This window comes from Leifsonia sp. 21MFCrub1.1, from assembly GCF_900107895.1.
GTDB lineage: Bacteria > Actinomycetota > Actinomycetes > Actinomycetales > Microbacteriaceae > Leifsonia > Leifsonia soli.
This window is the reverse complement of the sequence record NZ_LT629867.1, coordinates 207,320-233,735: the sequence shown is the minus strand read 5'-3', so window position 1 is coordinate 233,735 and position 26,416 is coordinate 207,320. Positions and strand designations below refer to the sequence as shown.

Here is a 26,416-nt window from a genome sequence, read left to right as displayed (position 1 = left end):
GAGCCGGAGCTCAGTCCGGACGCGCGTCCGCAGCGGTGAGCGGGGCGGCGGATGTGTCGCTCCGCCACGCCCGCAGCGTGTGGCTGAACCCGACGAGCTCGTGTCCGACCACCTCGATGACGGCTCCGAGCGCGACCAGCCCGATCACGACGCTCAGGGTGGTGAGCTGCCCCGGCTGGTCCAGGTCGATGGGCTGACCGGGATGCGTCACGGCGCCGACCACGACGGCGGCGGCCAGCGGCGCGAGCGTGATCAGCAGCAGCGGCAGGTGCGTGAGGTCGAACGAGCGCAGCAGAACGCTCCAGATCAGGAAGATCAGCACGATCGTGGCGGCCAGCGGCACGGTCAGGGCGATGGCGACCCCGAGCAGCGAGACGCCCCCGTTCACGACGGCGATGGTGGCCAGGTGCAGGCCGGCGCCGATCGCGGCGATCGTCCCGAACAGCGCGAGATGGGCGTACCGCCACCCGAACGCCCGCTCCGGCCGCCGCTCCAGCACCAGCCGCGACGGCACGAGGAAGTAGCTCCACCACACGGCGGCGGCCATCACCAGGCCGGAGGAGGCGATCAGCACGGCCTCGACCGACCAGCCCGCCTCCTGGGTCAGCGCGCCGACGGCGGCGGTCGTCGCGGCGATGACCTCGCCGATCGTGATCAGCGTCAGCAGCGCGAAGCGCTCGGCGAGGTGGCCCGGATTCCACGGCGAGAAGCCGAAGATCCGGGTCGCCACCAGGGGAGCCACCATCTCGGCGAGCGCGAGCACCACGATGGCGACCACCGTCACCTCGGCGGGCATCGGGACGATCGCCGTCAGCAGCCAGCCGACCTGCGCCACCGAGATGATGACCACGTACGAGAGCGCGTTCGGCCGATGGCCAGGATCGGAGCGCGCCGCCCGCAGCCACAGTGCGATCAACGGCACGCGCATGATGATGTATCCGATCACCATGAGCAGGTTGTTCGGGCTCTCGCCGTGCGCGGCGGCCTCGAAGCTGACCGGGAGCCCGTACGTGAGCACGATCACCCCGATCATCTGGACGATGGTCGCCAGGCGGATGAGCACATCGTCGTTGCCGTAGGCCGACGAGAACCAGGTGAAGTTGAGCCAGGCCCAGCTGACCGCCCACACCGCGAACACGTAGGCGCCGAGCGCCGGCCAGACGTCGCCGTGGGCGAGCTGCTCGGCCAGCTGATCCGACGCGGCGGCGAAGGCGACGACGTAGGTCAGGTCGTACAGCAGCTCGAGCGGGGTCGTGGTGCGCCCGCGCTCCTTCGGGTTCCTGCCGGGCATCGGTCGGATGCGATGCCGCAGTTCCAGCCGCAACTGGTCCGTGAAGTCCAATTCGCCGCCCACGAGGCCTCCCTCGTCTGAGTCTGGCCCATGCGGTGCGACGGAGGGTAGCCTTCGCCGTCAGGAAGACCCGATCCGTTCGGTGAGCAGGTCGAGCAGGGCCTCCGCCGCACGGCCGGGCCGCTTCCGGGCGATGGCGCTGAGCCGCCAGTCCACCGGCCTGCTGAGCGGGCGCAGCACGGTGCCGGCGGCGGGGATGATGGTCAGCTCGGGCAACGCCGCCACCCCTAGTCCGGCCGCCACGAAGCGGGGGATCTCGCCGAGGTCGGCCAGCTCGGTGGGCACGCGGCGGCTCAGGCCGAGCGCTTGGAACGCGCGGTCGAGGGTGACCCGGTTGCCGAAGCCCGCGCGCGAGTCCACCCAGGCCTCATCCGCGAGGTCGGCGAGGGCGACCGAGGAGCGGCCGGCGAGACGATGACCCTCGGGCAGCACGACGAGGAAGGGCGAGTCGACGAGGGGTCGCGTGACGAGGTCGGGGACGGCGTCGGGGAGTCCGTGGAACGCGATGTCGAGCCGCCCCTGGCGCACGTCCTCCACCAGTCCGGTCGACCCGCTCGGGGAGGGGCCGAGGCGCAGGTCCACGTATGGATGCCGCCGGTGGAACTCGCCCATGATCCCGGGCAGGTCGACGGTCGTCAGGTTCGTGAAGATGCCGACCCGGACCGTGCCGCGCAGCGGACCGTGCTCGTCGGTGAGCTCGCGCATCCTCTCCACGGCCTCGATCGCACCGCGCGCCTCGGGGAGCACCGACCGGCCGGCCTCGGTCAGGCGGACGCCGTGCGCATCCCGCTCGAACAGGGTCGCTCCGAGCTCGGTCTCCAGGCTGCGGATGCCCGCGGAGACGGTCGACTGCGCCGCGAAGACGCGCGCGGCGGCGCGGGTGAAGTTGAGCTCGTCCGCCACAGCGACGAGGTACTCGAGCTGGCGCGTGTCCACGCTCGCAGCCTACCGCTGACGATCGTCCGAGTCGATCGTCAGCATCGGCTATTTCCGTTGGACTCGATGGGCGAGGAGGAGCACTATCGAACCATGACCAGCACGCTCGACTCCTCCGCCCCCACCGGATCCTCCCCTCGCCTGGGGACCGCTCCGGGTCGCGCCCGGCGTTCCTTCCGCCTGCGCCACGGCGCCGGCTTCTGGGTCATCGCCGCGGCGTTCCTCGCCGTCATGGCCTTCTCGACCGTCCCGACCCCGCTGTACGCGTTCTACCAGGCGCGCGACGGCTTCCCGACCTGGGTGGTCACCGTCATCTTCGCCGCGTACGCGGTCGGCGTCATCGCCAGCCTCTTCCTGATCGGCCACCTGAGCGACATCGCCGGGCGGCGCAGGATGGTGCTCATCGCCGTGCTCGTCGAGATCGTCTCCGCCGCCCTGTTCCTGGTCTGGAACGACGTCACCGGCCTCATCGTCGCGCGCACCCTCTCCGGGATCGGCGTCGGCGCCCTCACCGCGAGCGCCACAGCGCACCTCAGCGAGCTCCGCGCGGTCGCGCGCCCCGACGAGGGCCCGGCGACCGCCGGAACCGTCTCCACGGTCGTGAACACGGGCGGACTCGCCCTCGGCCCGCTGATCGGCGGCGCGTTCGCGCAGCTCCTCCCCGAGCCCCTGCTCCTCCCGTACGCCGTGTTCCTCATCCTGCTCGCGGTCGCGGCCGTCGCCGTCGCCCTCGTCCCCGAGACAGTGGAGCGCGCCGAGGAGCGCCCGGCCTACCGCCCGCAGCGCATCTCGCTGCCCGCCGAGGCGCGCGGCGCCTTCTCCGCCGCGGCCGTCGCCGCCTTCGCCGGCTTCGCGGTGTTCGGGCTGTTCACGTCGCTCGCGCCGAGCGTGCTCGTCGTCACCCTCCACCAGACATCGCACCTGCTGGCCGGGTTCGTGCCCTTCGCGGTCTTCGCGGCATCGGCGGTCTCGCAGATCGTCTTCGGACGCCTCTCCGCCCGCGCCCAGCTGATCCTGGCTCTCGTGCTGATGCTCGTGGGGCTCGCGGGCCTCGCGACCGGTGTGCTGATCGCTTCGTTCGCGGTGTTCCTGGTCAGCGGCGTGCTGGCGGGCGCGGGCGTCGGACTGCAGTTCCGCTCCGCGATCGCCGCCGCCGCCTCCCTGGCCGCGCCGGAGCGCCGCGGCGAGGTGCTGGCCGCGATCTTCCTGATCGCGTACATCGGCCTGGCCGTCCCCGTGCTGCTCGTCGGCGTCGCGCTCATCGTGTGGCCGCTCGTCCCGGTGCTGGTGGTGTTCGTCGCCGCCGTCGCCGCGCTGTCGGTGCCCGCCGGGCTGCGGATGCTGCGCCGCGCCTGACCCGGGCCGTCAGCGCACCGACGTGAAGGTCCCGAGCGCATCGTCGGAGAGCGCCGAGCGCAGAGCCGGAAGCGAGCCCTCGTCCACCCTGACGATCGACTGACCGTCGGGCGAGGTCCCGGTTCCGGCCGTCGGCATCGTGAAGGCGTGGATGCTGGAGGCGCCGGAGAGGCGCATGCTCGCCGCCAGGCCGATCATCGTCGGGAGGTCGAACTGGGCGTCGACCTTCAGGTACCGGCCCACCGCGCCGGCGAAGGACGTGACGGCGGCCGGATCCGTCAGCGTGCCGCTGCTGAGGAGCTTGTGGACGATGGCCTGCAGCAGGGCCTGCTGGTTCGCCACCCGCTGGTAGTCGGCGGTCGGGAAGGCGTAGCGCTCCCGCGCGAAGGCCAGGGCCTGCGCTCCGTCGAGGTGGTTGAGCCCCTTCACGAACGTGTAGTGCGGCTTCTTCGACGAGGTGAAGCCGACCGGGCTGTCCACATCCACCCCGCCGAGGGCGTCGGTCATCCCTTCGAGCCCCTGGAAGTCGATGATCGCGACGTGGTCGATGTGCGTTCCGAGGAGCTGCTCGACGGTCTGGATCGCCAGCGGCGTCCCTCCCCAGGCGAGTGCCGCGTTGATCTTCGCCGTGCCCTTCCCCGGGATCGGGACCCACAGGTCGCGCATGATCGACATGACGTAGACGTCTTTGCGGTCGGCGTCGATGTGCACGAGCATCATCGTGTCGGAGCGCTGGTTGGACGTGGTGGCCTGCCCGACCGTGGTCGGGTCGCCCCGCGAGTCCGACCCGATGAGCAGGATGTTCATGGCGCCGGTGGAGACGGGGGTCGGCCGAGAGGCGGCCTCCGGGAAGGCGCGCGGGATGTGAGTCACGGCCGAGTTGAAGGTCGACGCGACGCTTCCGGCGTAGAAGAGGCCTCCGCCGACCACGCTGCCCGCCACGACGGTGGCGATGGCGAGGAGCGTGGTCAGCACGACGGAGACCCGGGAGCGGCGGTGCGGAGCCGTGGACGGGCGGCGGTTCCTGCGGTGGTGCGAGTGTGCGGTCTGCGCGATCATGATGGCCGTCTCCGGCACTCCCCCAGGAGCGTCTCATCCGACTCCGCCCGAGCTTCGAGCGAGATGAGGATTTCTCATCTGTAATCGAGGCTACGTCCGCCGCCTGGAAAAGTCCTCGTTAATGAGGACGTAATTTGTACCCCGGTTACCCCCAGTTCGTGGGGGATCAGGACAGCGCCATTCCGGGCACGCGTCGGCGGATGGCCTCCATGGTCGCTTCATCCGAGACGCCCTGGAAGTCGTACCGCGGCGTGTAGGGGGCGATCAGGGCGGTGACCTCGTCGTCCGTGAGCTCCACCTCGAGCGAGGCGATGGCGTCGTCGATCTGCTCGATGGAACCCGCGCCGACGAGCGGGGCCGTCACCACCGGCTGGCGGCGGAGCCAGGCCAGGGCGATCGCCGCCCGGCTCACTCCGTGCGCGGCGGCGACCTCCCCGACCGCGTTCACGATGGCGCGGTTGGACTCCTCCTCGGCCGGCGAGTACAGCAGGTCGGCGTAGGCGCCGTCCGTCTCCGAGCGCGCCGTCGCCCGTGCGTCGCCCCACGCGCGGGCGAGGCGGCCGCGGGCGAGCGGGCTCCAGATGATGGTGCCGACGCCCTCATCGAGGCAGAGCGGGATCATCTCGCGCTCCTCTTCCCGGGCGAGCAGGTTGTAGTGGTCCTGCATCGAGACGAAGCGCGCCCAGCCGTGCTGCTTCTGCAGATTGAGGGCCTTCGCGAACTCCCACGCGAACATCGAGGACGCCCCGAGGTAGCGCACCTTGCCCGCCTTCACGACGTCGTTCAGCGCCTCGAGGGTCTCCTCCCACGGGGTCGAGTGGTCGTTGCGGTGGATCTGGTAGAGGTCGATGTAGTCGGTCCCGAGTCGCTGCAGGGAGTGGTCCACCTCGGCCAGGATCGCCTTGCGCGACAGCCCGCGGCCGTTCGGCCCGTGCCGCATCGGATGACGCACCTTGGTGGCGATGACGACCTCGTCGCGGTCGGCGAAGTCGCGCAGTGCCCGCCCGAGGATCTCCTCGCTGGAGCCGTTCGAGTACATGTTGGCGGTGTCGAAGAAGTTGATCCCCGCCTCCAGCGCGTGCTTGATGAGGGGACGGGCCTCCTCCTCGCCCTTCGACCAGACGGGATGCCCGCGGTCGGGCTCGCCGTAGCTCATGGCGCCGATGGCGATGGGCGACACGTCGAGGCCGGTCGTCCCGAGCTTGCGATACTGCATGAGATCTCCTTGAATAGACGTGGCGGAGAACTCTCCGCTTCGTCCATCACGGTAACGGAGAATTCTCCGTTTAGCAAGGAGACGCATGCCGGACGCCCCCAGAGCCGACGCCCAGCGCAATCGGGCGCGCATCCTCAACGTCGCGGCGACGGCGTTCCGGGAGAACCCCGACATCTCGCTCAACCAGATCGGCAAGCTCGCGGGCGTCGGCGCCGGCACCCTCTACCGGCACTTCCCCACCCGGGAGGCGCTGCTGCTCGCCGTCTACGCGACCGAGATCGACGCGCTGGAGGCCGCCGTCGACGGACTGCTCGCGGAGGAGAGCCCGCTCGACGCGTTCCGCAGCTGGTCACGGCAGCTCGCCGAGCTGGTGCGCCTCAAGCACGGACTCGGGGAGGCACTGGCGACCCCGTCGGCGCAGGCGATGATCGACGCCACCTACGCGCCCGTGACGCGCGCCATCGGACGGCTGCTGGATGCGGCGGTCGCGCACGGCGACATCGGCCCGGGAGCGGACCCCGGCGACATCCTGCTGCTTCTCAGCGCGCTCTGGCGCGTCCCGTCCGGACCGGGCGGCCTCGTACAGGCCGACCGGCTGCTGGAGATGGTGGTCGCGTCGCTTCCCGCGCCCGGCGGCGGCCGGGGCTGACGACCGGCCCCGACCGTCCTGGGCGGGTCAGATGCCTCGGGCGAGGCGGTAGTAGGCGGCGTTCGCGTCGAGGTCGCGACGGACCGAACGGAGCGTCGTCGTGTCGTCGATGACGATCAGCTCGGTGCGGAGCATGCGCGCGAAGTCCTCGAAGACCTCGACGCCGACCGCGGTGCTCATCACCGTGTGGTGCGCCGCCCCGGCCTCCAGCCAGGCGGTCGCCGACGTCGTGAAGTCGGGCTGCGGCTTCCACACCGCGCGGCCGACCGGCAGCTTGGGCAGGGGAGCGGACGGCTCGACGACCTCGACGACGTTCGCGACCAGACGGAACCGGTCGCGAACATCCGACAGCGCCACGACGACCGCGGGGCCGGGGTCGGCGGTGAAGACCAGCCGGACCGGGTCGTCCTTGCCGCCGATGCCCAGCGGGTGCACCTCCAGCGTCGGGGTGGCCGAGCTGAGCGACGGGCTGACTTCGAGCATGTGCGCGCCGAGGATGCGCTCGTCGCCGGGCGTCAGGTCGTACGTGTAGTCCTCCATGAGGGAGGCGCCGCCCGGCAGGCCGGCGCCCATCACGTTCGCCGCACGGACCAGGACGGCCGTCTTCCAGTCGCCCTCCGCGCCGAATCCGTAGCCCTCGGCCATGAGCCGCTGGACGGCGAGGCCGGGCAGCTGCTTCAGTGCGCCCAGGTCCTCGAAGCTGGTGGTGAACGCGCCGAACCCGCCCTCCTCCAGGAAGGAGCGCAGGCCCAGCTCGATGGCGGCACCGTCGCGGAGCGATTGGTGGCGGTCGCCGCCGCGGCGCAGCTCGGGCGCGACGTCGTAGAGCTCCTCGTACTCGGCTACCAGGGCGTCGACGGCGTCCGACGGTGCCGCGGCGACCGCGTCGGCGAGGTCGTTGACGCCCCACGTGTTCACCTGCACCCCGAAGACGTGCTCCGCCTCGGTCTTGTCGCCCTCCGTGACGGCGACGAAGCGCATGTTGTCGCCGAAGCGGGCGAGCTTCAGCGCCCTGGTCGCGGCGCGGCCGGCCGCCGCGCGCATCCACGTGCCCACCCGCGCCGAGACGACCGGATTCGAGACGTGCCCCGCGACCGTGGTGCGCGGGACGCCGAGACGCGTGAGGATGTAGCCGAACTCGCGGTCGCCGTGCGCGGCCTGGTTGAGGTTCATGAAGTCGAAGTCGATGTCGGCCCACGGCAGCTCGACGTTGGCCTGCGTGTGGAGGTGCAGCAGCGGCTTCTGCAGCGCGTCGAGACCGGCGATCCACATCTTCGCAGGGCTGAACGTGTGCATCCACGAGATCACGCCGATGACGCGGTCGTCGGCGTTCGCCTCGAGCATGATGCGGCGGATGGCGTCGGCGTCGGTGAGGACCGGCTTCCAGACGATCCGCACCGGGACGTCGGGCGACGCGCCCAGCTCGTCGGCGATGGCGCGGGACTGGTCGGCGACCTGGGCGAGGGTCTCCGGGCCGTACAGGTGCTGGCTGCCGGTGAGGAACCAGACCTCGTAGCCGTCGAGAGAGGTGGTGAGCTTCGGCATCAGTGGATGGATCCTTCCGGGTTCTGTCCGTACACGTTCTGGTAGCGGTCGAAGAGGCTGTCGATGGCCTCCTGCGGGATGGGGACGATGTCGCCGCCCTGGCGGGCGATGTGCATGGTGCGGGCGACGTCCTCCGCCATGACGGCGGCCTTGACGGCGTCACGCGCGTCGGAGCCGATGGTGAAGACGCCGTGGTTCTGCATGAGGACCGCGCGGCTCCGGTGGCCGCTGAGCGTCTGCACGATCCCGCGGCCGATGGAGTCGTCGCCGATGATGGCGAACGGCCCGACCGGGATATCGCCGCCGAACTCGTCGGCCATGGCGGTGATCGCGCACGGGATGGGCTCGGCGCGCGCCGCCCAGGCCGTCGCGTACGTGGAGTGCGTGTGCACGACGCCGCCGACCTCGGGCATCGCGCGGTACACGAAGGCGTGGGCGGCGGTGTCGGACGACGGCGACCGCTCGGAGCCGAGTGAGCCGGGGACGACCTCGCCGTCGAGGGTGCAGAGGATCATGTTCTCCGGCGCGAGGTCGTCGTAGTCGACGCCGCTCGGCTTGATGACGAACAGGTCCTCCCCCGGCACCCGGCCGGAGATGTTCCCGCCCGTCCAGACGACGAGCTGATACCGGACGAGTTCGGCGTGCAGCGCGGCGACGCGCTCACGGACGGCGCGGACGGCCGGGGACTCGGGGGCCGGGGCCTGGGCGTCGGTCACTGTTCGGATCCTTCCGTTGGTCCCGCCGAAGCGGTGGTGTCGGGCAGGGCGGAGACGGCCGCCCGCTCCACGGCGAGACCGGCGTCGTAGCGGTCGAGGTAGGCGGCGAACCCTGTGACGTCCTCGGGCCGCGGCTCGGCGGTCTCGAAGACGACGTCGCGGAACACCCGCTCGCGCAGGTAGGTGTCGAGGTCGTGGCCGTCCTCGGCGCGTGCCCGGAGGTAGGCGGCGAGGACGGCGATCCCCCACGCGCCTCCCTCGGATGCGGTGTGCGCGACGGAGACGGGAGCGTCCAGGGCGCCGGCCAGGAAGCGCTGGGCCACGCCGGCGGTGCGGAACACGCCTCCGTGCGCGAGCATCCGGTCGAGCGCGACGCCCTCTGCAGCGAGGACGCGCATCCCGAGCGCCAGGGTCGCGAACACGCCGTAGACCTCGGCGCGCATGAGGTTGCCCAGGCTGAAGCGGCTGCCCGGCGTGCGGACGAGCAGCGGACGACCCTCGGTGAGTCCGGCGATGGGCTCGCCCGCGAGGTGGTTGTAGGCGAGCAGGCCGCCGGCGTCGTCGTCTCCGGTCAGCGCCTCCCGCAGCAGGGTGTCGAACACGGCGTCCGGATCGGCGGGCCGGCCGGACGCGGCGGCGAAGCGGCCGAAGAGCCCGGCCCATTCGGCGAGCTCGCTCGCGCCGTTGTTGCAGTGCACCATCGCGACCGGGTCACCGGCGGGAGTGGTCACCACATCCAGCTCGTCGTGCACCTCGGCCAGGGGGCGCTCGAGCACGACCATGGCGAAGATGCTGGTGCCTGCGCTTACATTGCCGGTGCGCGGGGCGACGGATGCGGTCGCGACCATCCCGGTCCCCGCGTCGCCCTCCGGCGGGCAGAGCGGCGCTCCGGGCCGCAGCGTTCCGGACAGGTCGAGGAGGGCGGCGCCCTCTACGGTCAGGTCGCCCGCGGGCTCTCCGGCGGAGAGCACCTCGGGCAGCAGCTCGCGGAGCGGCGGGATGCGGCCGCCGGCCAGCCGGTCGTAGCGGCCGACGAGGTCTGCGTCATAGTCGCCGGTCGCCGGGTCGATCGGGAACATGCCGGACGCATCCCCCACGCCCAGCACGTGACGGCCGGTGAGCCTCCGGTGCACGTAACCGGCGAGCGTGGTGACCGAACGGAGACGAGGGAGGTGCGGCTCGGCGTCGAGGACGGCCTGGTGCAGGTGGGCGATGGACCAGCGGAGCGGGATGTTCACGCCGAGCAGATCGGTCAGCTCGCGCGCGGCCGGGCCGGTGTTCGTGTTGCGCCAGGTGCGGAACGGTACGAGCAGCTCGCCCGCCTCATCGAAGGCGAGGTAGCCGTGCATCATCGCCGAGACTCCGAGGGCGCCGACGGTGGTCGGAGCGACGCCGTGGCGCGCCTCCGCGTCGGCGGCGAGGGCGGCGTAGGCCTCCTGCAGGCCGGTCCAGACCTCGTCGAGCGGGTACGTCCAGAGGCGGTCGACGTAGGAGTTCTCCCATTCGTGGGATCCGACGGCGAGGACGACCGCCGGATCGTCGGCGTCCACGAGGCAGGCCTTGATGCGCGTCGAGCCGAACTCGATGCCGAGCGCGGTGCGGCCCGCGGCGATGGCGTCCCGGGCGCGGGCGCTGTTTACGGGAGCCGCGTCGGCGTCGTCGGCTGGCACCATGGTGCATCCACTCCTTTGTGACCGGTCACATTGACGGTCCGAGCATACGACACGCACCGCCGCTACGCCACTCCGTGCCCGCGACGCGCACCGGGCCGGGCGCACATTCGGCACGAATCTGCGACACGGTGAGCACGACGCGAGACGCAGATTTGGCGCAAATGTGTCGCGGCGGGAGGCGCGCGAGGCGCGTGGAGCGGCGGGTCAGGCGGAGTCGCGGACGACCAGGACAGGAGCCACGGGCTCCTCGAACGCGAGGTCGCCGCCCTCCAGCAGCGCGACCAAGCGGGCGACGCAGCGGCGGCCGAGTTCGGCGAACTCCTGCCGGACGGTGGTCAGCGGCGGGGCGAAGAACGCGGCCTCGGGGATGTCGTCGAAGCCGACGACGGCCAGATCGCCGGGGACCGAACGTCCCGCGACCCGCGCAGCGTGCAGCACGCCGAGGGCCAACTGGTCGTTCGAGGCGAAGACGGCCTGGATGGAGCGGTCGGCCACGAGCTCCGCACCGATCGCCGCGCCGGAGGCCGCGGTCCAGTCCCCCTCGCGGGACACCACGGCATCGGCCCCCGCGACGGCCATCTCGGCGAGGAAGCCGTCGCGCCGGGCGCGCGCCTCCGTCCAGTCGCCCGGTCCGCTCAGGTGCGCGACGCGGCGGTGCCCGGCCGCCAGCAGGTGACGCGTGGCGAGGCGCGCGCCGAGTTCCTGATCCACGAAGACACCCTCGTCGGAAGCGCCGCCCGCGCCGTGCAGCGTCACGGACGGCAGGGAGAGCGAGAACTGGCCCATCGCATCCTGAACCCGCTGTTGCGGCGCGATCACCACGATGCCCTCGACGGCCTGCTCGCGCAGGTGCCCGATGGCCGCCTGCAGGTCGGCCGGGTCGAGCGACGCGGCGTGGGCCACGGTGACGGTGTACCCGGCGGCGCGGCCGGCGTTCTCGACGGCGTCGATGCTCGAGGCGGGGCCGAAGAGCGAGGACGCCGAGGCGGCCAGCACCCCGATGGTCCGCGACCGCGCAGTGGTCAGCATGCGGGCGGCACGGTTCGGACGGAAGTCGAGATCGGCCATCGCGGCGAGCACGCGGGCGCGGGTCTCGGGCCGGATGCTCGGGTGATCGTTGAGCACGCGGGACACGGTCTGGCGCGAGACACCGGCGGCGGCGGCGACCTCGCGCACGCCCGGGGCGCGCGCCCCCTCATTCACCCGAACCTCCGGCACACCGCCACACTAGGGGACGACGAACGCGGAGGCTGGATGAATGCCGTGGGATCAGCCGAAGGCACAGGTGATGGACTCCCCCACGCGCCCGTTGCGGACGACCAGCATCGAGCGGTTGCTCCGGTCGACGATGGCGCAGTGCGCGGTCGCCGCGTCGCCCGGTGTCACCGTGAGCCCGACCCGGGGGCCGCCGCGGACCGAGTGGACCCAGCTGGACGCGGTGACCCCCGCCCCGGCCTGTCTGCTGCGGCCCAATTCGTCGACGTACGAGTACTCGACGGATCCCACCGCGCCGGCGTCGACCCAGGCGAGGTACTCCAGATCGCGGACGTCTCCGGCGGAGGCACAGCCGGCGAGGGCGAGACCGCCCGCGGCGAGGGCCAGAGCGGTTCCCGCTCTGACCACCCGCCGCGAGGCGTCTGCTCGCGTGCGCGCCCTTCTCACGGGCGCCGCGCGTCCTCTCCTCGCCGCCGGCGAACCACGAGGAGGACGAGGCCCGCCGCCAACGAAAGGGCAGCGAGTGTCGCTCCATAGGCGAGCTGCGCTCCCGTACTGGCGAGCGCACGGGCCGTCGCGTCGATCGCGTCGGCCAGTGCCGGCGGGATCGGGATCGCCGCGGTGGGGAGCACGAAGGTGTCCTCCGCCGTCGCGCCGCGATCGCTGGTGACCGTTGCCGTGTTGGTGACGGAACCGGCACTGATATCGGCCGCGGTCAGGGTGTAGGTGGCCGTCGCCCTCAGCACCGCGTCGGGAGCCAGCGTGCCGTCGTCCTCGGGGTCCGGATACTCGACCTCGGAGAGACCCGGCATCGCATCGGCGATCGCGATGTCGTTCAGGGTGACGTTTCCGGTATTCGTCACCTCGAACGTGTACGCCACCGTGTCACCGACCGCCGCACCGAGCACCGACCCGGATCGCGCCCCGGTCTTGACGAGGGCGACCGACGGAGCCTGGAGGAGCAGGACCGTCGAACTGTCGTCGTCGGTGACCACCCGCCCGTCCGGGGCGATTCCGTTCACGGTCGACTCGTGCTGGACCGACCCGGCGTCGATGTCCGCCTGCGTCAGGTGGTATTCCTCCGACACCCCGAACTCCTCCATCGGCGCGAGCGTGCGCGGCGACGCGTCCGCGACCGCCGCCTTCGACACGGCTGGATCGATCAGGACGTTGTGAAGAGTGACGTCGCCGACGTTGGTCACGCCGTACCGGTACTCGACGACGTCGCCGGCGCGCGGGGCGCCCGTGGACTTCAGCGTCGCCTTCTCGACGATCTGGATGGCGGCGGTGGTGGGCGTCGTAGCGGGCGCGGACGCTTCATCGCTTACCGTGGTCCCATCCGGCGCGGTGCCGTTCACGGTGGCGTGATTCACCACGCCGGTCAGCGCATCGACATCGGCCTGAGTGATCGTGTACTCGGCGGTCGCGGTCGCGAACTGACCCGGCAGGAGCACATTCTTCTCGGCCGGCCAGGTGTCGTCGATGTCAGACAGCCCGGGCAGCTCGTCCACGATGTCTACGTCGCTCAACGTCACGTTTCCCGTGTTGGCGATCGTGAAGGAGTAGAGCAGCCGGTCACCGACCGCGCCGCGCGTGCCCTCCTCATGAGCGACCCGCTTCTCGAGCGAGATCCCGGGCTTCCGGTCGATCAGATCGGTCACCTCGTCCTCGGCCGTGACCGACGCACCGACCAGCGGCGTGCCGGAGGCGGTCGCGCTGTTCACCACCCGGCCCGCGTCGACATCGGACTGGCGGACCGTGTAGCTCGCCGTCGCGGTCGCCTTCGTCCCGGGCGCGAGGGTGTTCGGTTTCCCCGGCCAGCTGAACTTCGGCTCCGACAGCCCTGGCATCACATCGGTCACCGTGACGTCGTGAAGCGTGACTCCGCCGTCGTTCTCGACGGTGAACGTGTAGGAGATGACGTCTCCCGCCTTGGTCGGGGTGCCCGAGGAGGACTTGTCGAAGAGGAGGTGAGCGGACGCGACGCCGGGAAGCGTGTGCGTCACCGACTTCTCGACCGCCGATCCGTCGGGCGCCTCGCCCGTCGCCGTTGCCGTGTTCACCAGAGTGCCCGCATCGATGTCGTCCTGCGTCGTCAGGTACGTGGCGCTGGCCGTCGCCGATTCGCCCGGCGCCAGCACGCCGGACGTGGTCGGCCACGTCGGCTTCACCGGAGTGAGGCCGGGGAGCGGGTCATCCAGTTCGATGTCGCGAATAGTGACGTCGCCGGAGTTGCGCACGGTGAACTGGTAGGTGATGACCTGGCCGGCGGCGCCGAACTCCTTCTGCACCGAGTCTTTGACGACTGACAGCTCCGGTCGTGTCATCACTCGGTCGCGGTCCTCGCCCGTGCCCGTGATCGTCACGTTGCTTCCCGGCACAGGGTCGGGCGCGGTTCCGCGGGCCGTGTTCACCATCTCCTTCGTGCCGATGGTGGGAAGCACCCGCAGGGTGACGCTGCGGACGATCTGCCCGCCGGCCGGGATCTCGGGCAGGCTCCATGACACCGTTCCACCGCTGTTCGAGCCCCCGTCTGAGGCGGAGATGAACTCGGTGTCGGCCGGGAGTTCATCTGTCAGCTCGACACCGGGTAGCGCCTCGTACGCGAGGGGATTGCGCACGGTGATCGTGTAGGTCAGCTCCTGGCCGGGGGCCGCCTGCGCCACGCCGTCGTTCTTGGAGACGGGAAGTCCGCTCACGGCGCCGACCGGCTTGAGTGCGACCTCAGCGACATTGTTCGTGAGGTCGCCGTCGTGGATCTGGCCAGCGACCTCGGCGCTCACCGTGAACGAGGGCGACGTGGGGATCACCGGGATATCGAGCGCGACCGGAGCGTCCATGGTGAACGCCGCTCCCGGCTGACAGGTCAGCGTGGCCGGGCCGACCGCCGTGCCGAAGGCGGGATCGCCCGCACCGTCGACGGCAGTGCAGGTCCACCCTGCCGGGGCGAGATCGGTTACGGTGACGCCCTTCGGGATGGTGACCACGACCTTGCCCATGGCGGAGGGAGCGCCACCCAGGTTGCTGACCGTGAACGGCAGCACCCCTGGACGACCCACCTGCAGATCGGTCGGTTCCGCGGCGATGCGCAGGTCCGTCTCCTGAATCGTCGCGCAGACAGCGGCAGGCTCGGAGACCGTGGCCAGGCTGCCCGCCTTGACGGCGAAGGAGTTGCAGGCGATCGCCCCGTTGGCGGGCGCATCGTGCACAGCGCCCGTGTACTCGACCGAGATCCGCTGCCCCGGGGCCAAGTCTCCTTGCCTGGAGAGTCGGATCGACTGTGCGCCGTCGGATGTGGCACTCCAGTCGTCCGCGCACCCTGGCACGGCAGCATCCACCTCGGAGCGGCAGGGCTGCGTCGATGTCGAGAACTCGACCTCGGAGCCGTTCGTCGGAGACGTGACCGACTTCACCGAAAGGCGGAACGTGCTCCCGCGCTGGATCGCGGCGGTCTGGTCGCTCGTCCCGGTGTCTCCCGGGTAGGGCAGAACGTCATAGCCGACGACATCCCCGAGCGTCGCGTTGCCGATGTTCGTGATCGACAAGCGGTACTTGATGCTCGTGGAGTTCGGAGCGACACCCACCGGGTGCCGGGGATCGGCAATCCACTCGCAGCCGTCAGCTGCACCCCGGTCGGGCAGGCAGATCTCCTTCAGGACCTGCAATCCGGGCTGGAGGGCGACCGTCGTGCCGGCACCGGCATTGTTCGCCCTCGCGAACCGCTCGGTCGTGTCGCCGTCGCGATCGACGTCCGGCGCATCGACCAGCGGCGTGGCGAACACGTCGGTGCTGACCGGGTCTCCCGAGTTGCCGATGAACGCGTCCGGTCTGCTGAGCGTCCCGGTCGGGACCAGTACGCCCGGCCGGGCCGCGACCGTCATGGCGGGGAGGCCGGCGTTCTTCGCGGTGGCCGTTCCGGCCGGCCACTCGGCTACGACCGCCTGGCGCGCGACGCCGTCCAGTGTCACCGTCCGGTAGGAGAACTGGACGCCGACCGGTACCGTGCCTGGCGCGAACGAGGCCGAACCGGGCACGATCACCCAGCCTTCCGGCGCGACGAAAACGTACTGCGACGTGATCGTGCGGCCGGCCGGGACCCCGGACGTGCTTCCCGACACCCTGTACGTCACCGTTGTGGCCGGCCCGGCGGACGTGGCGCCGCCGGGAAGCGCCTGACGGACGACGGAGGCGTTGAACGTGGAGATGGCGCCCACGAGACGGACGGTCGCCGACACCTCCTTCGAGATGTCATCGAGCGACGGGTGGTCCGGATACGTCATGGTGACCGTGGCCGTGTTCTTCCAGACGGCGTCCGGTTGGGCTGTGGCGGGTATGACATAGCCGAAGTTCGCGCGGAAAATCGTTTGATCGTTCTTCTCCGGATCGGAATTGCGAGCCGCCAGCTCGGGTGAGGTGATCCGCGCCGAGGCGAGAGCCCGGCCAGCCGGCGCCGCGAAGGTCTGTCCTGCGGCGACGTCCGCCGTTCCCTTGGTTCCATCGTCGAGGGTGTACTCGAGAGCGAAGGCGGATCCCACCCACGCGCTCCCGTTGTGGTACCCGCCCGCGACGGTCGTCACGGGCAGGCCGCCAGGGCCGCGGAGCACATCCTCCTGGATGACGGCCCTGCCCGGCACGTTTCCGCGGTTGTGCGCGTCGACCGACCAGTTCGCCACGGCGGTTCCCACCGTGGGGATGGTGTACCGGTACTCGCCGTCGGTCAGCGTCCCCACCGATGAGGCCTTCGCGGCCTCGGCCTTACCGAACGGCTTCGCGAACCGAATCGTGTGCGACGGCACCTTCAGCGCGATGTCGTCGACCGTGGAGTCGCTCGGATAGGTCATGACCGCGGAGGCCTCGTTGGTGCGGCGCTCCCCCGGGGGCGCCGTCGACGATACGCGGTACTTGTAGACGACGCTGAAGTTCGTGCGCTTCGCCTGGGCCGACGTCGTGTTCGGCCCGGCCAGTGACGGCGAGGTGACCACCGCCGAAGCGAAACGGAAGCCGGCGGGCGCATCCACCGGGGAGGCTGATGTGCCGGAGACGGTCTCGGTGCCGTTCGTCGCCGTCCAGGCAACGCTCGCTCCGGCCGGCGTCGTCTCGATGCGGTGCACCGGAGCGTCCGGGAGGTCGAGCTTGTCATCGGTGACGACCGCCACTCCCGGGATGTTCGCCTGGTTGCCGACGGTGACCTGCCACTGCTTCTCGTTGTCCGCTTCGCCGGGACGCGGTACGACGATCGGCGAATCTCCGTCGGACAGTCGAGCCGTTCCGTCGAATGTGGACGTCTTCGCGTCCGCCACCGCCTTGCCGAACGGGCTCGCGGGCTCCGAAGTGCAGCGCACGGTCGTCGGGCCGCCGCCCATCGTCGAATTCTTCACGACGCCCTCCTCACCGGGCATGCCGATGTAGCCGACGGTGAGGTCGGTCCGCCAGGCACCGGTCGCCGCCGTGAAGTCGCAGTCCTTCCCCGCCGGGGCGAAGCTCGTGCTGGGGAAGCGCACGGTCACCGTGCGCGGCGAGGCGGCGTTGTCCTCGTTCCTGGAGGACAGCGACTGCCACCCGGGCTCCGCATTGTCGGTGGGAGCCCAATCCGAGCGGTCGCGCTGCCAGGTGAGGACGAACCCGTCGTCGATCGATCCGGACACGGCGGGGTCGCCCGATGCCGCGACCAACTGGACGCCCGCCGGAATGCGGTGGACCACCTCGTACTTCTCGGCGCAGAGGCTCTCGAGCGACGCGACGACCGAGCCCCAGGCGCCGTTGTACACGCGGGAAGTGCATCCGCTCGCCATGTAGAGCTTGTAGGTGTAGTCGGTGTCGGTCGCGTACTGACCCGCGATACCGGACTGCGCGAGGCCGGGGGTCGGGACGGTGTTCTCCCACAGCACCGGCTCGGACGAGTGGCTCAGCGGACCGGCGGACGTCGTGGCGTCGCCCGTCACCCGCTGGACGATGGGGAAACCGATCGGGAAGTTCGCCACCGCCCACCCGTTGTAGTGCCCGTCGCGCCGCGCGAGGTGGTCGCCGGGGCGGGCGGCCTGCGTGTATTCGACCGTGAACGAACCGGACTGCCCCGCCGCGAGGTCCCCGAGCGCCACGGTGTACCCCGCCGCAGCCGAGCCGCTGATCGTCGCACCCATCGTCGGGGGGACGAAACCGGACTGGTTCAGCAATCGGTAGTGGTTGAGGTTCGGGTCGAGCTGAGTCGGGTCGAGCCTGACGGTCGCGCCGGCGCACTCGGCGACGAGACACGAGAAGTCGACCTTGAAGCCGACCTTTCCGCCGTATCGGCCGGGACCCGTCGTGGAGATCGCCGCTCCGGTCGCAGGATCGATCGCCGTGGCGACAACCTGCAGACGCGCGTCGCCCGCTGCAGACGCGGGGCTGGCGCCGACCACGACGGCCGTGACCGCGAGCACGAGGGAGAGGACGGCCGCGCAGGCGGCGCGCCATCGGCTTCGACGACGACATGGCGCGTCGTTCTCCAGGGGGGACAGGCCAATCAGACCATTCACGCTTTCGACTTCCTTGCTCCACGAGACGGGTTCGGCGGGCCGGTGCCGTGTGCGGGGGCCCACTAATGGAGACGTGGAAGATCACCGGTTCATTACGAGTGGCTTGACTATTGGAATTCCAATAGACGCATTACGCGCAGGCGTGACCGGCCGTCGCCACCTGGCGGCTCCGCATCGTTCGAGCATCGGCCGTAAGGTCGAAGGCATGGCAGGACACCCAGCGACGCTTCCTTCGGCGCACTCCGCCGGGCCGCCCGAGCCGCCCCTGCGGCCGAAGGCTCTGATCACCGGAGGAACGCGCGGCATCGGCCGGGCCATCGCCGTCGAGCTCGGGCGTACGCACCACATCCTGGTCGGCGGGCGGGATGCCGCTGCGGTGGATGCCGTGGTCGCCGAGCTGCCGTCGGCGGAGCCGTACGTGGCCGATCTGGTCGCCGACCTGTCCGGCACGTCCCTTCCGCCGCTGCCCGAGCGACTCGACGTGCTCGTGCACTCGGCGGGCGTGGAGGACGGCGGCACGATCGAGGAGACGGACGCGGAGGTGTGGCGACACGTGTTCGAGGTGAACGTCTTCGCGGTCGCCGCTCTCACGCGGCGCGCGCTTCCGGCTCTGCGGGCAGCGCATGGGCTGGTGGTCGCCATCAACAGCGGATCAGGGCTTTCGAGCGGCCCGGGCGGCGGGGTCTACGCCGGATCCAAGTTCGCGTTGCGCGCACTCACCGACGCCCTGCGCGAGGAGGAGCGTCCGTACGGCGTGCGGGTCAGCAGCATCCACCCGGGTCGGGTCGACACCGACATGCAGCGTGCGCTCGTGGCGCGCGAGGGTCTCGACTACGACACGACCTACACGATCACGCCCGAGATGGTCGCGGCGACCGTCCGCACCGCCGTCGACCTTCCCCCCACCGGCACCGTCGAGTCCCTCAGCGTGCGCCCCGTCCACCGCCGCTGACGCACCCCCGTCGAGTACGCACAAACTGCACGCCGGAGGGCTCCAAGGCGTGCAGTTTGTGCGTACTCGACGGGGGCGGGAGGGTCAGTGGGAGGGGTCCTCGGCGCCTCCGCCGGAAGTGGTGTCCTCGCCGGGCTCGGGGGAGCTGCCGTCGGAGCCGGAGCCGTCCGGCAGATCGTCCGCATCGGGACGGTTCTTCTCGTCGCTCATGTGCGTTGTCCTTCCGTTTCTGTGCTGACCGCGCGACGGTACGCCCTTCCGCTGTCGAGGTCCATCGGGGCCGTTCCTTCCCCGTCACACGCCTCCCGTACACTGCGACCGTGACCGCCGCACCCCGCCAGGATCGAGGAGGCGCCCTCGCCCGGCGGCTCACCCTGGGCGACGCCATCAGCATCGGCCTCGGCTCGATGATCGGCGCCGGCGTGTTCGCCGCCTTCGCCCCCGCTGCCGCCGCCGCGGGGGCCGGGCTGCTCGTCGGACTCGTGATCGCCGGGTTCATCGCCTTCTGCAACGCGACCTCGTCGGCACAGCTCGCCGCCCAGTACCCCACCTCGGGCGGGACGTACGTGTACGGGCGCGAGCGCCTCGGCGCGTGGGCCGGGTTCTTCGCGGGGTGGTCGTTCGTCGTCGGGAAGACGGCGAGCTCGGCGGCGATGGCGCTGACGTTCGCCACCTACGCCGTGCCCGGTCCGTGGGTGAAGCCGGTCGCCATCGCGGCGGTCGCGGTGCTCACCCTCGTCAACAGCGTCGGCGTGACGCGGACGGCGCTGCTCACGCGCATCCTCGTCGCCATCGCGCTCGTCGCCCTCACCGTCGCGGTCGTCATCGGGTTCACGCACACCGCGGCGAGCGCCTCGCAACCCGGGCCGCAGGTCACCGGCTACGGCGTCCTCCAGTCGGCCGGGTTCCTGTTCTTCGCGTTCGCGGGATACGCCCGCATCGCCACCATGGGCGAGGAGGTGGTGGAGCCGGAGCGCACCATCCCACGGGCCATCGTGACCGCCCTCGGCATCACGCTGGTCGTCTACGCGCTGGTCGCGGTCCCGACGCTGCACGCGCTCGGCGCTGCGGGACTGGCGGACGTCGCCGCGCCGCTCGGAGCGGTGGCCGACACGAGCGGTGCAGCGTGGCCGGGCGTCGTCATCCGGATCGGAGCGGCTGCCGCAGCCCTCGGCGCCCTCCTCGCGATGATCGCGGGCATCGGGCGGACGAGCCTCGCGATGGCCCGCGAGAGCGACCTACCCCGCTGGTTCGCGGCCGTGCACCCGCGCTTCCGGGTTCCGTACCGCGCCGAGCTCGCGGTCGGGCTGGTCGTCTGCGTGCTCGTCGCGGTGACGGACATGCGCGGCGCCATCGGCTTCTCGTCGTTCGGGGTGCTGCTCTACTACCTGATCGCCAACGCGTCCGCCTGGACGCAGGACCGCGCCCACCGCCGGTACCCGCGCCTCCTCGCCGTGGCGGGCGCCGTCGGATGCGTCGTGCTCGTCGCCACCCTCCCGGTTCCGGCGATCGTCGCCGGGATCGTGGTGATCGCCATCGGGATCGGCTACCGTTTCGTCCGACTGCGAGTGGCCCGGCGACCGCCGCGCGAAGAGGAGATCCCATGACCGACCATGCCAGCACGCACCCCATCGACCCGAGCGTCCCGCCGTCGGGTCCGGGATGCGTCGAGTGCACGCAGACCGGCAGCTGGTGGCTGCACCTCCGCCGATGCGCCGCCTGCGGTCATATCGGCTGCTGCGACGACTCGCTGAACACCCACGCGACGAAGCACGCGGAGGCGACCGGGCATCCCATCATCCGCAGTTACGAACCCGGCGAGGACTGGTTCTGGGACTACCGCCGCCAGGCGTTCGTGGGTGGCCCGACGCTCGCACCGCCGCTCAGCCACCCGGAGGACCAGGGCGTGCCCGGGCCGACGCAGCGCGTCCCGCACGACTGGGAGCGCCAGCTGCAGCAGCGCGGCTAGCCGGATTCCACCGCGACGGGATCATATTCGCTATAGTCCCGATCAGCGACGAGCGAAGGGGGGATCGGTGACCGACCTGGTCGAATCCCTTCCGCGTGCTGCCGCCGGCTCCCGCCGGAGCGTGCTGCGGCTCGCCCTGCTCGGGCTCGCGGGCGCGGGGCTGCTCACCGCTCTCGGGCTGCTGTTCCAGACCGCTCCCGCCTCCGCGGACGAGGGCCCGCCGCCCCAGGGTTCGCTTCTCGGCTCGGTCGTCCACGGGACGGTCGGGGCCCTGCTTTCCGGCGACGCCTCCCCCCAGACCAGCGGCTCGGGATCGTCGAGCGGCGGACTCGTCGGCTCGGTGCTCGCGCCGGTGACGGGCGCCGTGGATCCCGTGGTCACCTCGCTGCCCGTCGTGGGCGGCGTGGTCGACACGCTGCTCGGACCGACTCCGACCGGATCGGTCGTCGGCGCGGTCGACGGCGTGCTCGGCGGAGTCACCGGCACCGGCGGAACGACGTCTCCGTCCGCTCCGCCGCCGCCCGTCGAGCCGGGTCCTCCGGCCGCCACGCCCGCTCCCGCCGCAGGAGAGCCGGCAGACCCGGCGGCCGCACCGGCCCCCGCACCGGCACCGCCGGCGGCGGCAACGACGCCGACGGACTCCGACGCGGAGCAGGCGACCGCATCCACCCTCCCCGCCGCGACTCCCGCCCCCTCCTCGGCCGCCGCTTCCACCGTCGCGACGCCGGGCGACGCCCCCGTGCACGGGCCCGCCTTCGGCCCCGCCGCCTCCTCCGAAGGCGTGCTGACGTCCGGGGGCTCCGGTGGCCCGGGGTCCGCAGCGGAGCCCGTCGACTCCTGGATGCCGCCCCCGGCCCTGCATGACACGTCCTGCGCCGCGCGCTCGACGCGACCCTCCTCCGCCCCGCCGGGCGACCACGACGTCAGCCCCGGCTGATTCCCCTCCTCCGGAGGGAGGCACGCCGCCTCCCCTCACAGCAGCGGCCCGAACCTGTTTCGGTGTCGCGCCGGTTCGAATGGCGCCCGCCCTGGGCGTGAGCCGACGCGCCGACCCGCGCTGCTGAGACCCGGAGAAGGGCGGCCCCTCTGCGCGGGCGCCCGGATCCTCCCGGGCTCGGCCGCGCGGACGCGCGTCCTGATCTTCGGAGGACAGCTCGTGGAACGAGCAGAAAGCACAACGGAAGCACGCCCGACCGACCCCGGAGAGCGCACGCTCTTCGATCAGGCCTGGTCCGAACTGGATGACGCCCTCGCGTCGTCCGGACCCGACGACGCGACGGAGGTGGCCCGTCGCCGCTGGTTCGACCTGGTGGCCGGGCCGGTCCCGCATCGCGCAACGGCGCTCCGGCGCCTGCCCCCTGACGTGCTCGGCGAACGGCCGCTGCTCGCCCTGCTGGCCGGACACGACGATCCGACCGAGCTCCCGCACCGCATCGGCGGTCTGCGGCGCGTCGGCGAGACGGCGGAGGTGCTCGGCGATCGGGGCCGCGAGTTGCGGCGGATCGACCGGGCCATCATGCTGGCCGACCAGTCCCAGGCGCACCTCGCACTCGGCCGTGCCCAGAGCGCGGCGGCCGCAGCCCGCGGCGCGGCGACCGAACTGGAGCAGCTGAGCGCCGCCGACATGAGGAACATCGACACGGTGGGCGGCCTCCACGCGCAGGCCGGAATCAGCCTGCTCTACACCGGCAACAGCGCGGAGGCGCTGACCGCGTTCGAGCGCGGCCTGGCGCACGCGCATCCGCTTTCGGGAGGGCCGGCGCTCGGCAACGTGGTCATGCTGGCGCTGCTGCACGCCAGGAACGGCGACGGAGGAGAGGCGAGGGAGCACATCCGCACGGCCCGCTCGTCCGCTCCGCGGCTGCGTCACGACGACGCCATGCTGCTGAGCGTCGCCGAGGCGATCCTCGCGCTGGACGACCTGGATCAGGACGCGGCGCGCGAGCACCTCGCCGACGCGGCGGTCGACCTGCGGACCACACCGCACTGGATGCCGTACGTCGTGACGGCGGCGAGCCTGGAGCTCGTCGCCGGTCACCCGGGCCGGGGCCTCGCCCATCTCGACCAGTCGATGGCGGCCCGAGGCACCGAGGGCCGTGCAGCGGCCGTGCGCGCGGCGCTCGCGCCCGCGCGATCGGTGCTCGAACTGGCTCTCGGGCATCCCGAAGCCGCCGAAGCTGTGCTCGAACGCGACGCCGGGGAGGTCGACAGGCGCATCGGATCGGCAAGGACGCAGCTCTGGCTCGGCCGGCACGGCGCAGCGCTGCAGCAGCTGCGGCCCCTCGCGGACGCGGTGCTGTCGACGCGGCGGCGGGCCGAGGCGGTCGCCCTGGAGGCCGCCGCTCTTCTGCGCTTCTCGGACGAGGACCGCGCGCGATCGGTCGTCGACCACCTCGGTGCGATCGTCGAGCGGAGCGGCCTGCTGCTGGCGGCGGCGCTGCTGCCCGCGGCGGATGTGGCCCGCGTGACGCACGCGCTGGCCGCACTGGGGTACGGCGAGGCGCTCGCGCTCGACCGGGTCGTCGCTCTGGTGCACCCGACGGGGCCAGAGGTCCCGCTGACTCCGCGCGAGACCGCCGTCCTCGCGACGCTGATGCGGCATTCATCGCACAGCGCGATCGCGGAGGAGCTCACCGTGTCGGTGAACACCGTGAAGTCGCAGCTGCGGAGCGTCTACCGCAAGCTCCGGGTCTCCACCCGCGACGAGGCCATCGCGATCGCCGTCGACCGCAACCTGCTCGTGGAGCGGGAGTGACCGCCGTGCGCCGGCCCTCAGGGATGCAGCACGGGCTCCCCGCCGTCGCCGCGCTCGCCCGCTGGCGCCCGCATGATGCCGGCACGGAGCACACGGTCGCCGAGCAGCCAGGCGATGCCGGCAGCGGCGAGCTGCCCCGCGATCCGTCCGAGCAGGGTGAGCAGCAGGATCGGCACGGCGAGGTCGTCCGGCGACATGACCGGCAGCGAGACCAGGAAGAGCAGCACCGCCGTGACCAGCGCCCCCGCCACGTAGTGCCAGGGCCGGAGGGGTCCGCGACGCCCCAGCACGAGCAGCGTGACGTCGAACCCGGCACCCCCGACGACGAGGGGGACGAGGATGAGCGCGCCGAGCGGTGTGAAGCCGATCGCCAGGAGACCCACCAGGGAGAAGGCGATGGTGGTCGCCCACGGGAAGCCGACCAGCCGTCTCGCCAGGAACGGCAGGATGCTGTGCACGCCCGCCGCGACCGCGTAGGCCGGGGGGAAGAGCGCTGCCAGGATGGCGGTGACCGGCGCGACCAGGATGAGCAGGAGCGCGCCCAGCGCGCCGAACGCCGCGATGATGAGGAGTGTGCGCGTGCTGAGCCGCCGCGCCCCCGGCCGCCCCGGCCGTCGGCTCGGTTCCGTCGCCATGGTGCCTCCCTCTCGAATGCAGGCATTTCATCTTGCCCGTTTTCCGGCCGGCCCGTCGGGCTCGACCGCTCGATCGGCGAATACAGAAGGATGGTGGACGCGTTGCGTACATCGAGGTGGCCCAGCGGCGCGACGCGCCCGGCACGGGGTGAATGATGGACTCAGGAGGATCAGTGGGCGACGAGATGGACGGCGACGCGGCGTCCGAGCGGTCGTCCGTCGACCGGGCGGCGCTCGAGGGGCTCGCGGAAGCGATCGACGCCCGCGATTGGGATGCCGCGACGGCGGCCGTCCGCACCGGATGGTTCCAGCTGCTCAGCGCGCACGGCGAGGCCACCCGCCTGCTGCTGGAGCGCATCCCCGCCTCCGAGCTCCGGGGGCATCCGCTGCTCGCCATGCTGCTCGGCATCGCCTACAACGGGCTCGGCTTCCATCGCGTTCGCGCGTTGCGCTACTTCGTGACGGCCGTGCGCTCGGCCCGGGCTCCGCGCAACGCCGCGGTGAGCCCGGTCGACCGCGCCCTCATCCGGTCGGCGGAGGCGAGCGCCTACCGGCTCATCGGACGTCCGGGCCTCGCAGTCGGACCGGCGACGGCCGCCGTCGCGACGCTCGACCGCCTCAGCGACGACGACCGCCAGCAGCTCACCGAGCTTCCGCGGATCTACTCGCAGGTCGGCGTCTCCCTGTACTACGCCGGCCAGGTGGAACAGGCGATGGAGACGTTCTCGAAGGGACTCGCCGCCTCCCCGACGACGGCGCCCTCCCCCGGGTTCAGCAACCTGGCGATGCTCGCCGGCATCCACGCGTTCCAGGGCGACCTCCCCGAAGCCCGGGCGCACGTCGAATACGCGCGGACCGGCCCGTGGACGGATCGCCAGCGGAGGACGTACATCGGCACGTTCTACCGTCTCGCGGAGGCGATGCTGGCGCTCGAGCAGATGGACGCCGACACGGCGCGGGTCCATCTCGCCGCGATGGAACACGATCGGCGGACCATCGAGCACTGGGTGGCCGGGGCGCAGGTCGAAGCGCTGGCGCTGCTGGTCGACGGCAAGCCCGGCGAGGCCCTGGCCGGGCTCGAGGCATACGCGTCGATGAGGGCAGGAGAGGCGCGGTCGCCCGCCGTGCGCAGCGAACTGGGACGGATGCGAGCCCTCCAGCAGCTCGCCCTCGGCAATCCCGACGCCGCGTGGGTGATCGTCGAGCGGGACACGGTCGCGGGCGCCGACCAGCACATCGCCCGAGCGCGCGTCCACGTCTCCCTCGGCCGGAACGGCTCGGCGCTGACCGAGCTCCGTGCTGCGGTCCGCGGGCCGCTCACCGCGCGGCAGACGGCCGACGCGGCGGCTCTGGAGGCGGCTGTGCTGCTCCGGCTCGCCCCGACCTCCCGGACGCGGGGCGTCGTGGAGCATCTGGGCGCCCTCCTGGAGCGGACCGAGCAGCGGCTGGCGCTCGCGCTGCTGCCGGAGGACGACCTGGACCGGGTCGCCGCCGCCCTCGACGATGTCGGCTACGGGCGCGTGACGCGGGATGTTCCACTGCGCTCCCTCCTGCCCGTCGCCGAGCCCGAGCTGCTGCTCACCGACCGCGAACTCGCCGTGCTCGGGCAGCTGCTGACGACCGGGTCCGTCGCGGAGATCGCGGCGACGCTCGTGGTGTCGGCGAACACCGTGAAGTCGCAGCTGCGGAGCGTCTACCGCAAGCTCGGGGTCAACAACCGGGAGGACGCCATCGCCGTGGCGCTGACCCGCAATCTGCTCGTCGAGCGCGACTGACGCGGGGTGGGCAGGGTGAACAGGGTGCGCGGGGTGAGCAGGGCGAGCAGGGTGAGCGCGGGGTGAGTGCAGGGTGAAAACGCTCCGACGGCGCCGCCC

The 26,416-nt window shown here is 71.7% G+C and carries 20 protein-coding genes; 8 read left to right on the top strand and 12 right to left on the bottom strand.

Annotation, left to right across the window (positions count from 1 at the left end):
* Window positions 1-10: 10 nt before the first annotated feature.
* Entirely contained in the window at window positions 11-1,354 is a 1,344-nt protein-coding gene (locus BLW09_RS00980) for a low temperature requirement protein A (RefSeq protein WP_089907314.1), read from the bottom strand.
* A gap of 57 nt (window positions 1,355-1,411) precedes the next feature.
* On the bottom strand, window positions 1,412-2,287 hold the full coding sequence (locus tag BLW09_RS00975; protein WP_089907312.1) for a LysR family transcriptional regulator: 876 nt from the start codon (window positions 2,285-2,287) through the stop codon (window positions 1,412-1,414).
* A 93-nt stretch (window positions 2,288-2,380) separates the two neighbouring features.
* Here BLW09_RS00975 and BLW09_RS00970 point away from each other — a divergent pair, with 93 nt between their 5' ends.
* The gene (locus BLW09_RS00970; protein WP_089916498.1) at window positions 2,381-3,643 is read left to right on the top strand and encodes an MFS transporter; all 1,263 of its coding nucleotides are present in this window, start codon (window positions 2,381-2,383) and stop codon (window positions 3,641-3,643) included.
* Window positions 3,644-3,652: 9 nt separating this feature from the next.
* Here BLW09_RS00970 and BLW09_RS00965 read toward each other — a convergent pair whose 3' ends face one another.
* Together BLW09_RS00965 and BLW09_RS00960 are read right to left on the bottom strand one after the other, a co-directional pair.
* A complete protein-coding gene (locus BLW09_RS00965) occupies window positions 3,653-4,702 on the bottom strand; it encodes an LCP family protein (protein WP_231946974.1) in 1,050 nt (349 codons plus the stop codon).
* Window positions 4,703-4,868: 166 nt separating this feature from the next.
* Entirely contained in the window at window positions 4,869-5,918 is a 1,050-nt protein-coding gene (locus tag BLW09_RS00960) for an aldo/keto reductase (protein WP_089907308.1), read from the bottom strand.
* A gap of 85 nt (window positions 5,919-6,003) precedes the next feature.
* Here BLW09_RS00960 and BLW09_RS00955 point away from each other — a divergent pair, with 85 nt between their 5' ends.
* A complete protein-coding gene (locus BLW09_RS00955) occupies window positions 6,004-6,567 on the top strand; it encodes a TetR/AcrR family transcriptional regulator (protein ID WP_089907307.1) in 564 nt (187 codons plus the stop codon).
* Window positions 6,568-6,594: 27 nt separating this feature from the next.
* Here BLW09_RS00955 and araA read toward each other — a convergent pair whose 3' ends face one another.
* From araA to BLW09_RS00925, 6 genes are all read right to left on the bottom strand, one after another.
* Window positions 6,595-8,112, bottom strand: a complete 1,518-nt coding sequence (gene araA, locus BLW09_RS00950) for an L-arabinose isomerase (protein ID WP_089907305.1) — start codon at window positions 8,110-8,112, stop codon at window positions 6,595-6,597.
* On the bottom strand, window positions 8,112-8,828 hold the full coding sequence (locus tag BLW09_RS00945) for an L-ribulose-5-phosphate 4-epimerase (protein WP_089907303.1): 717 nt from the start codon (window positions 8,826-8,828) through the stop codon (window positions 8,112-8,114). Before BLW09_RS00945 ends, araA begins: the two co-directional genes overlap by 1 nt.
* Window positions 8,825-10,501: a xylulokinase gene (locus BLW09_RS00940; protein ID WP_089907301.1), complete on the bottom strand. Its 1,677-nt coding sequence runs from the start codon at window positions 10,499-10,501 to the stop codon at window positions 8,825-8,827. The genes BLW09_RS00945 and BLW09_RS00940 overlap by 4 nt, the downstream gene beginning before the upstream one ends.
* Before the next feature lie 204 nt (window positions 10,502-10,705).
* A complete protein-coding gene (locus tag BLW09_RS00935) occupies window positions 10,706-11,719 on the bottom strand; it encodes a LacI family DNA-binding transcriptional regulator (RefSeq protein ID WP_231946973.1) in 1,014 nt (337 codons plus the stop codon).
* A gap of 51 nt (window positions 11,720-11,770) precedes the next feature.
* Complete coding sequence (locus tag BLW09_RS00930; RefSeq protein WP_157696871.1) at window positions 11,771-12,163, bottom strand: hypothetical protein; 393 nt, start codon at window positions 12,161-12,163, stop codon at window positions 11,771-11,773.
* Window positions 12,160-18,231: a DUF7507 domain-containing protein gene (locus tag BLW09_RS00925; RefSeq protein WP_157696870.1), complete on the bottom strand. Its 6,072-nt coding sequence runs from the start codon at window positions 18,229-18,231 to the stop codon at window positions 12,160-12,162. The genes BLW09_RS00930 and BLW09_RS00925 overlap by 4 nt, the downstream gene beginning before the upstream one ends.
* A 205-nt stretch (window positions 18,232-18,436) precedes the next feature.
* Here BLW09_RS00925 and BLW09_RS00920 point away from each other — a divergent pair, with 205 nt between their 5' ends.
* Window positions 18,437-19,183, top strand: coding sequence for an SDR family oxidoreductase (locus BLW09_RS00920; RefSeq protein WP_231946972.1), 747 nt, complete (start codon window positions 18,437-18,439; stop codon window positions 19,181-19,183).
* 84 nt (window positions 19,184-19,267) lie between these two features.
* Here the strand turns inward: BLW09_RS00920 and BLW09_RS19235 are convergent, their stop codons facing one another.
* Complete coding sequence (locus BLW09_RS19235; RefSeq protein ID WP_269457902.1) at window positions 19,268-19,393, bottom strand: hypothetical protein; 126 nt, start codon at window positions 19,391-19,393, stop codon at window positions 19,268-19,270.
* Window positions 19,394-19,503: 110 nt separating this feature from the next.
* Here BLW09_RS19235 and BLW09_RS00915 point away from each other — a divergent pair, with 110 nt between their 5' ends.
* The 4 genes from BLW09_RS00915 to BLW09_RS00900 all read left to right on the top strand — a co-directional run bounded on the left by BLW09_RS00915 (window position 19,504) and on the right by BLW09_RS00900 (window position 23,907).
* Window positions 19,504-20,790: an APC family permease gene (locus BLW09_RS00915; protein WP_089907292.1), complete on the top strand. Its 1,287-nt coding sequence runs from the start codon at window positions 19,504-19,506 to the stop codon at window positions 20,788-20,790.
* The gene (locus BLW09_RS00910) at window positions 20,787-21,152 is read left to right on the top strand and encodes a UBP-type zinc finger domain-containing protein (RefSeq protein WP_089907290.1); all 366 of its coding nucleotides are present in this window, start codon (window positions 20,787-20,789) and stop codon (window positions 21,150-21,152) included. Before BLW09_RS00915 ends, BLW09_RS00910 begins: the two co-directional genes overlap by 4 nt.
* A 67-nt stretch (window positions 21,153-21,219) precedes the next feature.
* Window positions 21,220-22,089 (top strand): hypothetical protein, encoded by an 870-nt coding sequence (locus BLW09_RS19135; protein ID WP_089907288.1) that lies wholly within the window; start codon window positions 21,220-21,222, stop codon window positions 22,087-22,089.
* 219 nt (window positions 22,090-22,308) lie between these two features.
* Window positions 22,309-23,907 (top strand): helix-turn-helix domain-containing protein, encoded by a 1,599-nt coding sequence (locus BLW09_RS00900; RefSeq protein WP_089907286.1) that lies wholly within the window; start codon window positions 22,309-22,311, stop codon window positions 23,905-23,907.
* 17 nt (window positions 23,908-23,924) lie between these two features.
* Here the strand turns inward: BLW09_RS00900 and BLW09_RS00895 are convergent, their stop codons facing one another.
* Complete coding sequence (locus BLW09_RS00895; protein ID WP_089907284.1) at window positions 23,925-24,542, bottom strand: hypothetical protein; 618 nt, start codon at window positions 24,540-24,542, stop codon at window positions 23,925-23,927.
* 173 nt (window positions 24,543-24,715) lie between these two features.
* On the opposite strand from BLW09_RS00895, the gene BLW09_RS00890 reads away from it, so the two are divergent.
* A complete protein-coding gene (locus BLW09_RS00890) occupies window positions 24,716-26,317 on the top strand; it encodes a helix-turn-helix domain-containing protein (RefSeq protein ID WP_089907283.1) in 1,602 nt (533 codons plus the stop codon).
* The last annotated feature ends 99 nt before the right edge of the window (window positions 26,318-26,416 follow it).

Coding starts and splice junctions, on each gene's coding strand:
- araA (WP_089907305.1), bottom strand. CDS start 8,112: ATGCCGAAGCTCACCACCTCTCTCGACGGCTACGAGGTCTGGTTCCTC.
- BLW09_RS00960 (WP_089907308.1), bottom strand. CDS start 5,918: ATGCAGTATCGCAAGCTCGGGACGACCGGCCTCGACGTGTCGCCCATC.
- BLW09_RS00920 (WP_231946972.1), top strand. CDS start 18,437: ATGGCAGGACACCCAGCGACGCTTCCTTCGGCGCACTCCGCCGGGCCG.
- BLW09_RS00965 (WP_231946974.1), bottom strand. CDS start 4,702: ATGATCGCGCAGACCGCACACTCGCACCACCGCAGGAACCGCCGCCCG.
- BLW09_RS00970 (WP_089916498.1), top strand. CDS start 2,381: ATGACCAGCACGCTCGACTCCTCCGCCCCCACCGGATCCTCCCCTCGC.
- BLW09_RS00910 (WP_089907290.1), top strand. CDS start 20,787: ATGACCGACCATGCCAGCACGCACCCCATCGACCCGAGCGTCCCGCCG.
- BLW09_RS19235 (WP_269457902.1), bottom strand. CDS start 19,393: ATGAGCGACGAGAAGAACCGTCCCGATGCGGACGATCTGCCGGACGGC.
- BLW09_RS00940 (WP_089907301.1), bottom strand. CDS start 10,501: ATGGTGCCAGCCGACGACGCCGACGCGGCTCCCGTAAACAGCGCCCGC.
- BLW09_RS00895 (WP_089907284.1), bottom strand. CDS start 24,542: ATGGCGACGGAACCGAGCCGACGGCCGGGGCGGCCGGGGGCGCGGCGG.
- BLW09_RS00955 (WP_089907307.1), top strand. CDS start 6,004: ATGCCGGACGCCCCCAGAGCCGACGCCCAGCGCAATCGGGCGCGCATC.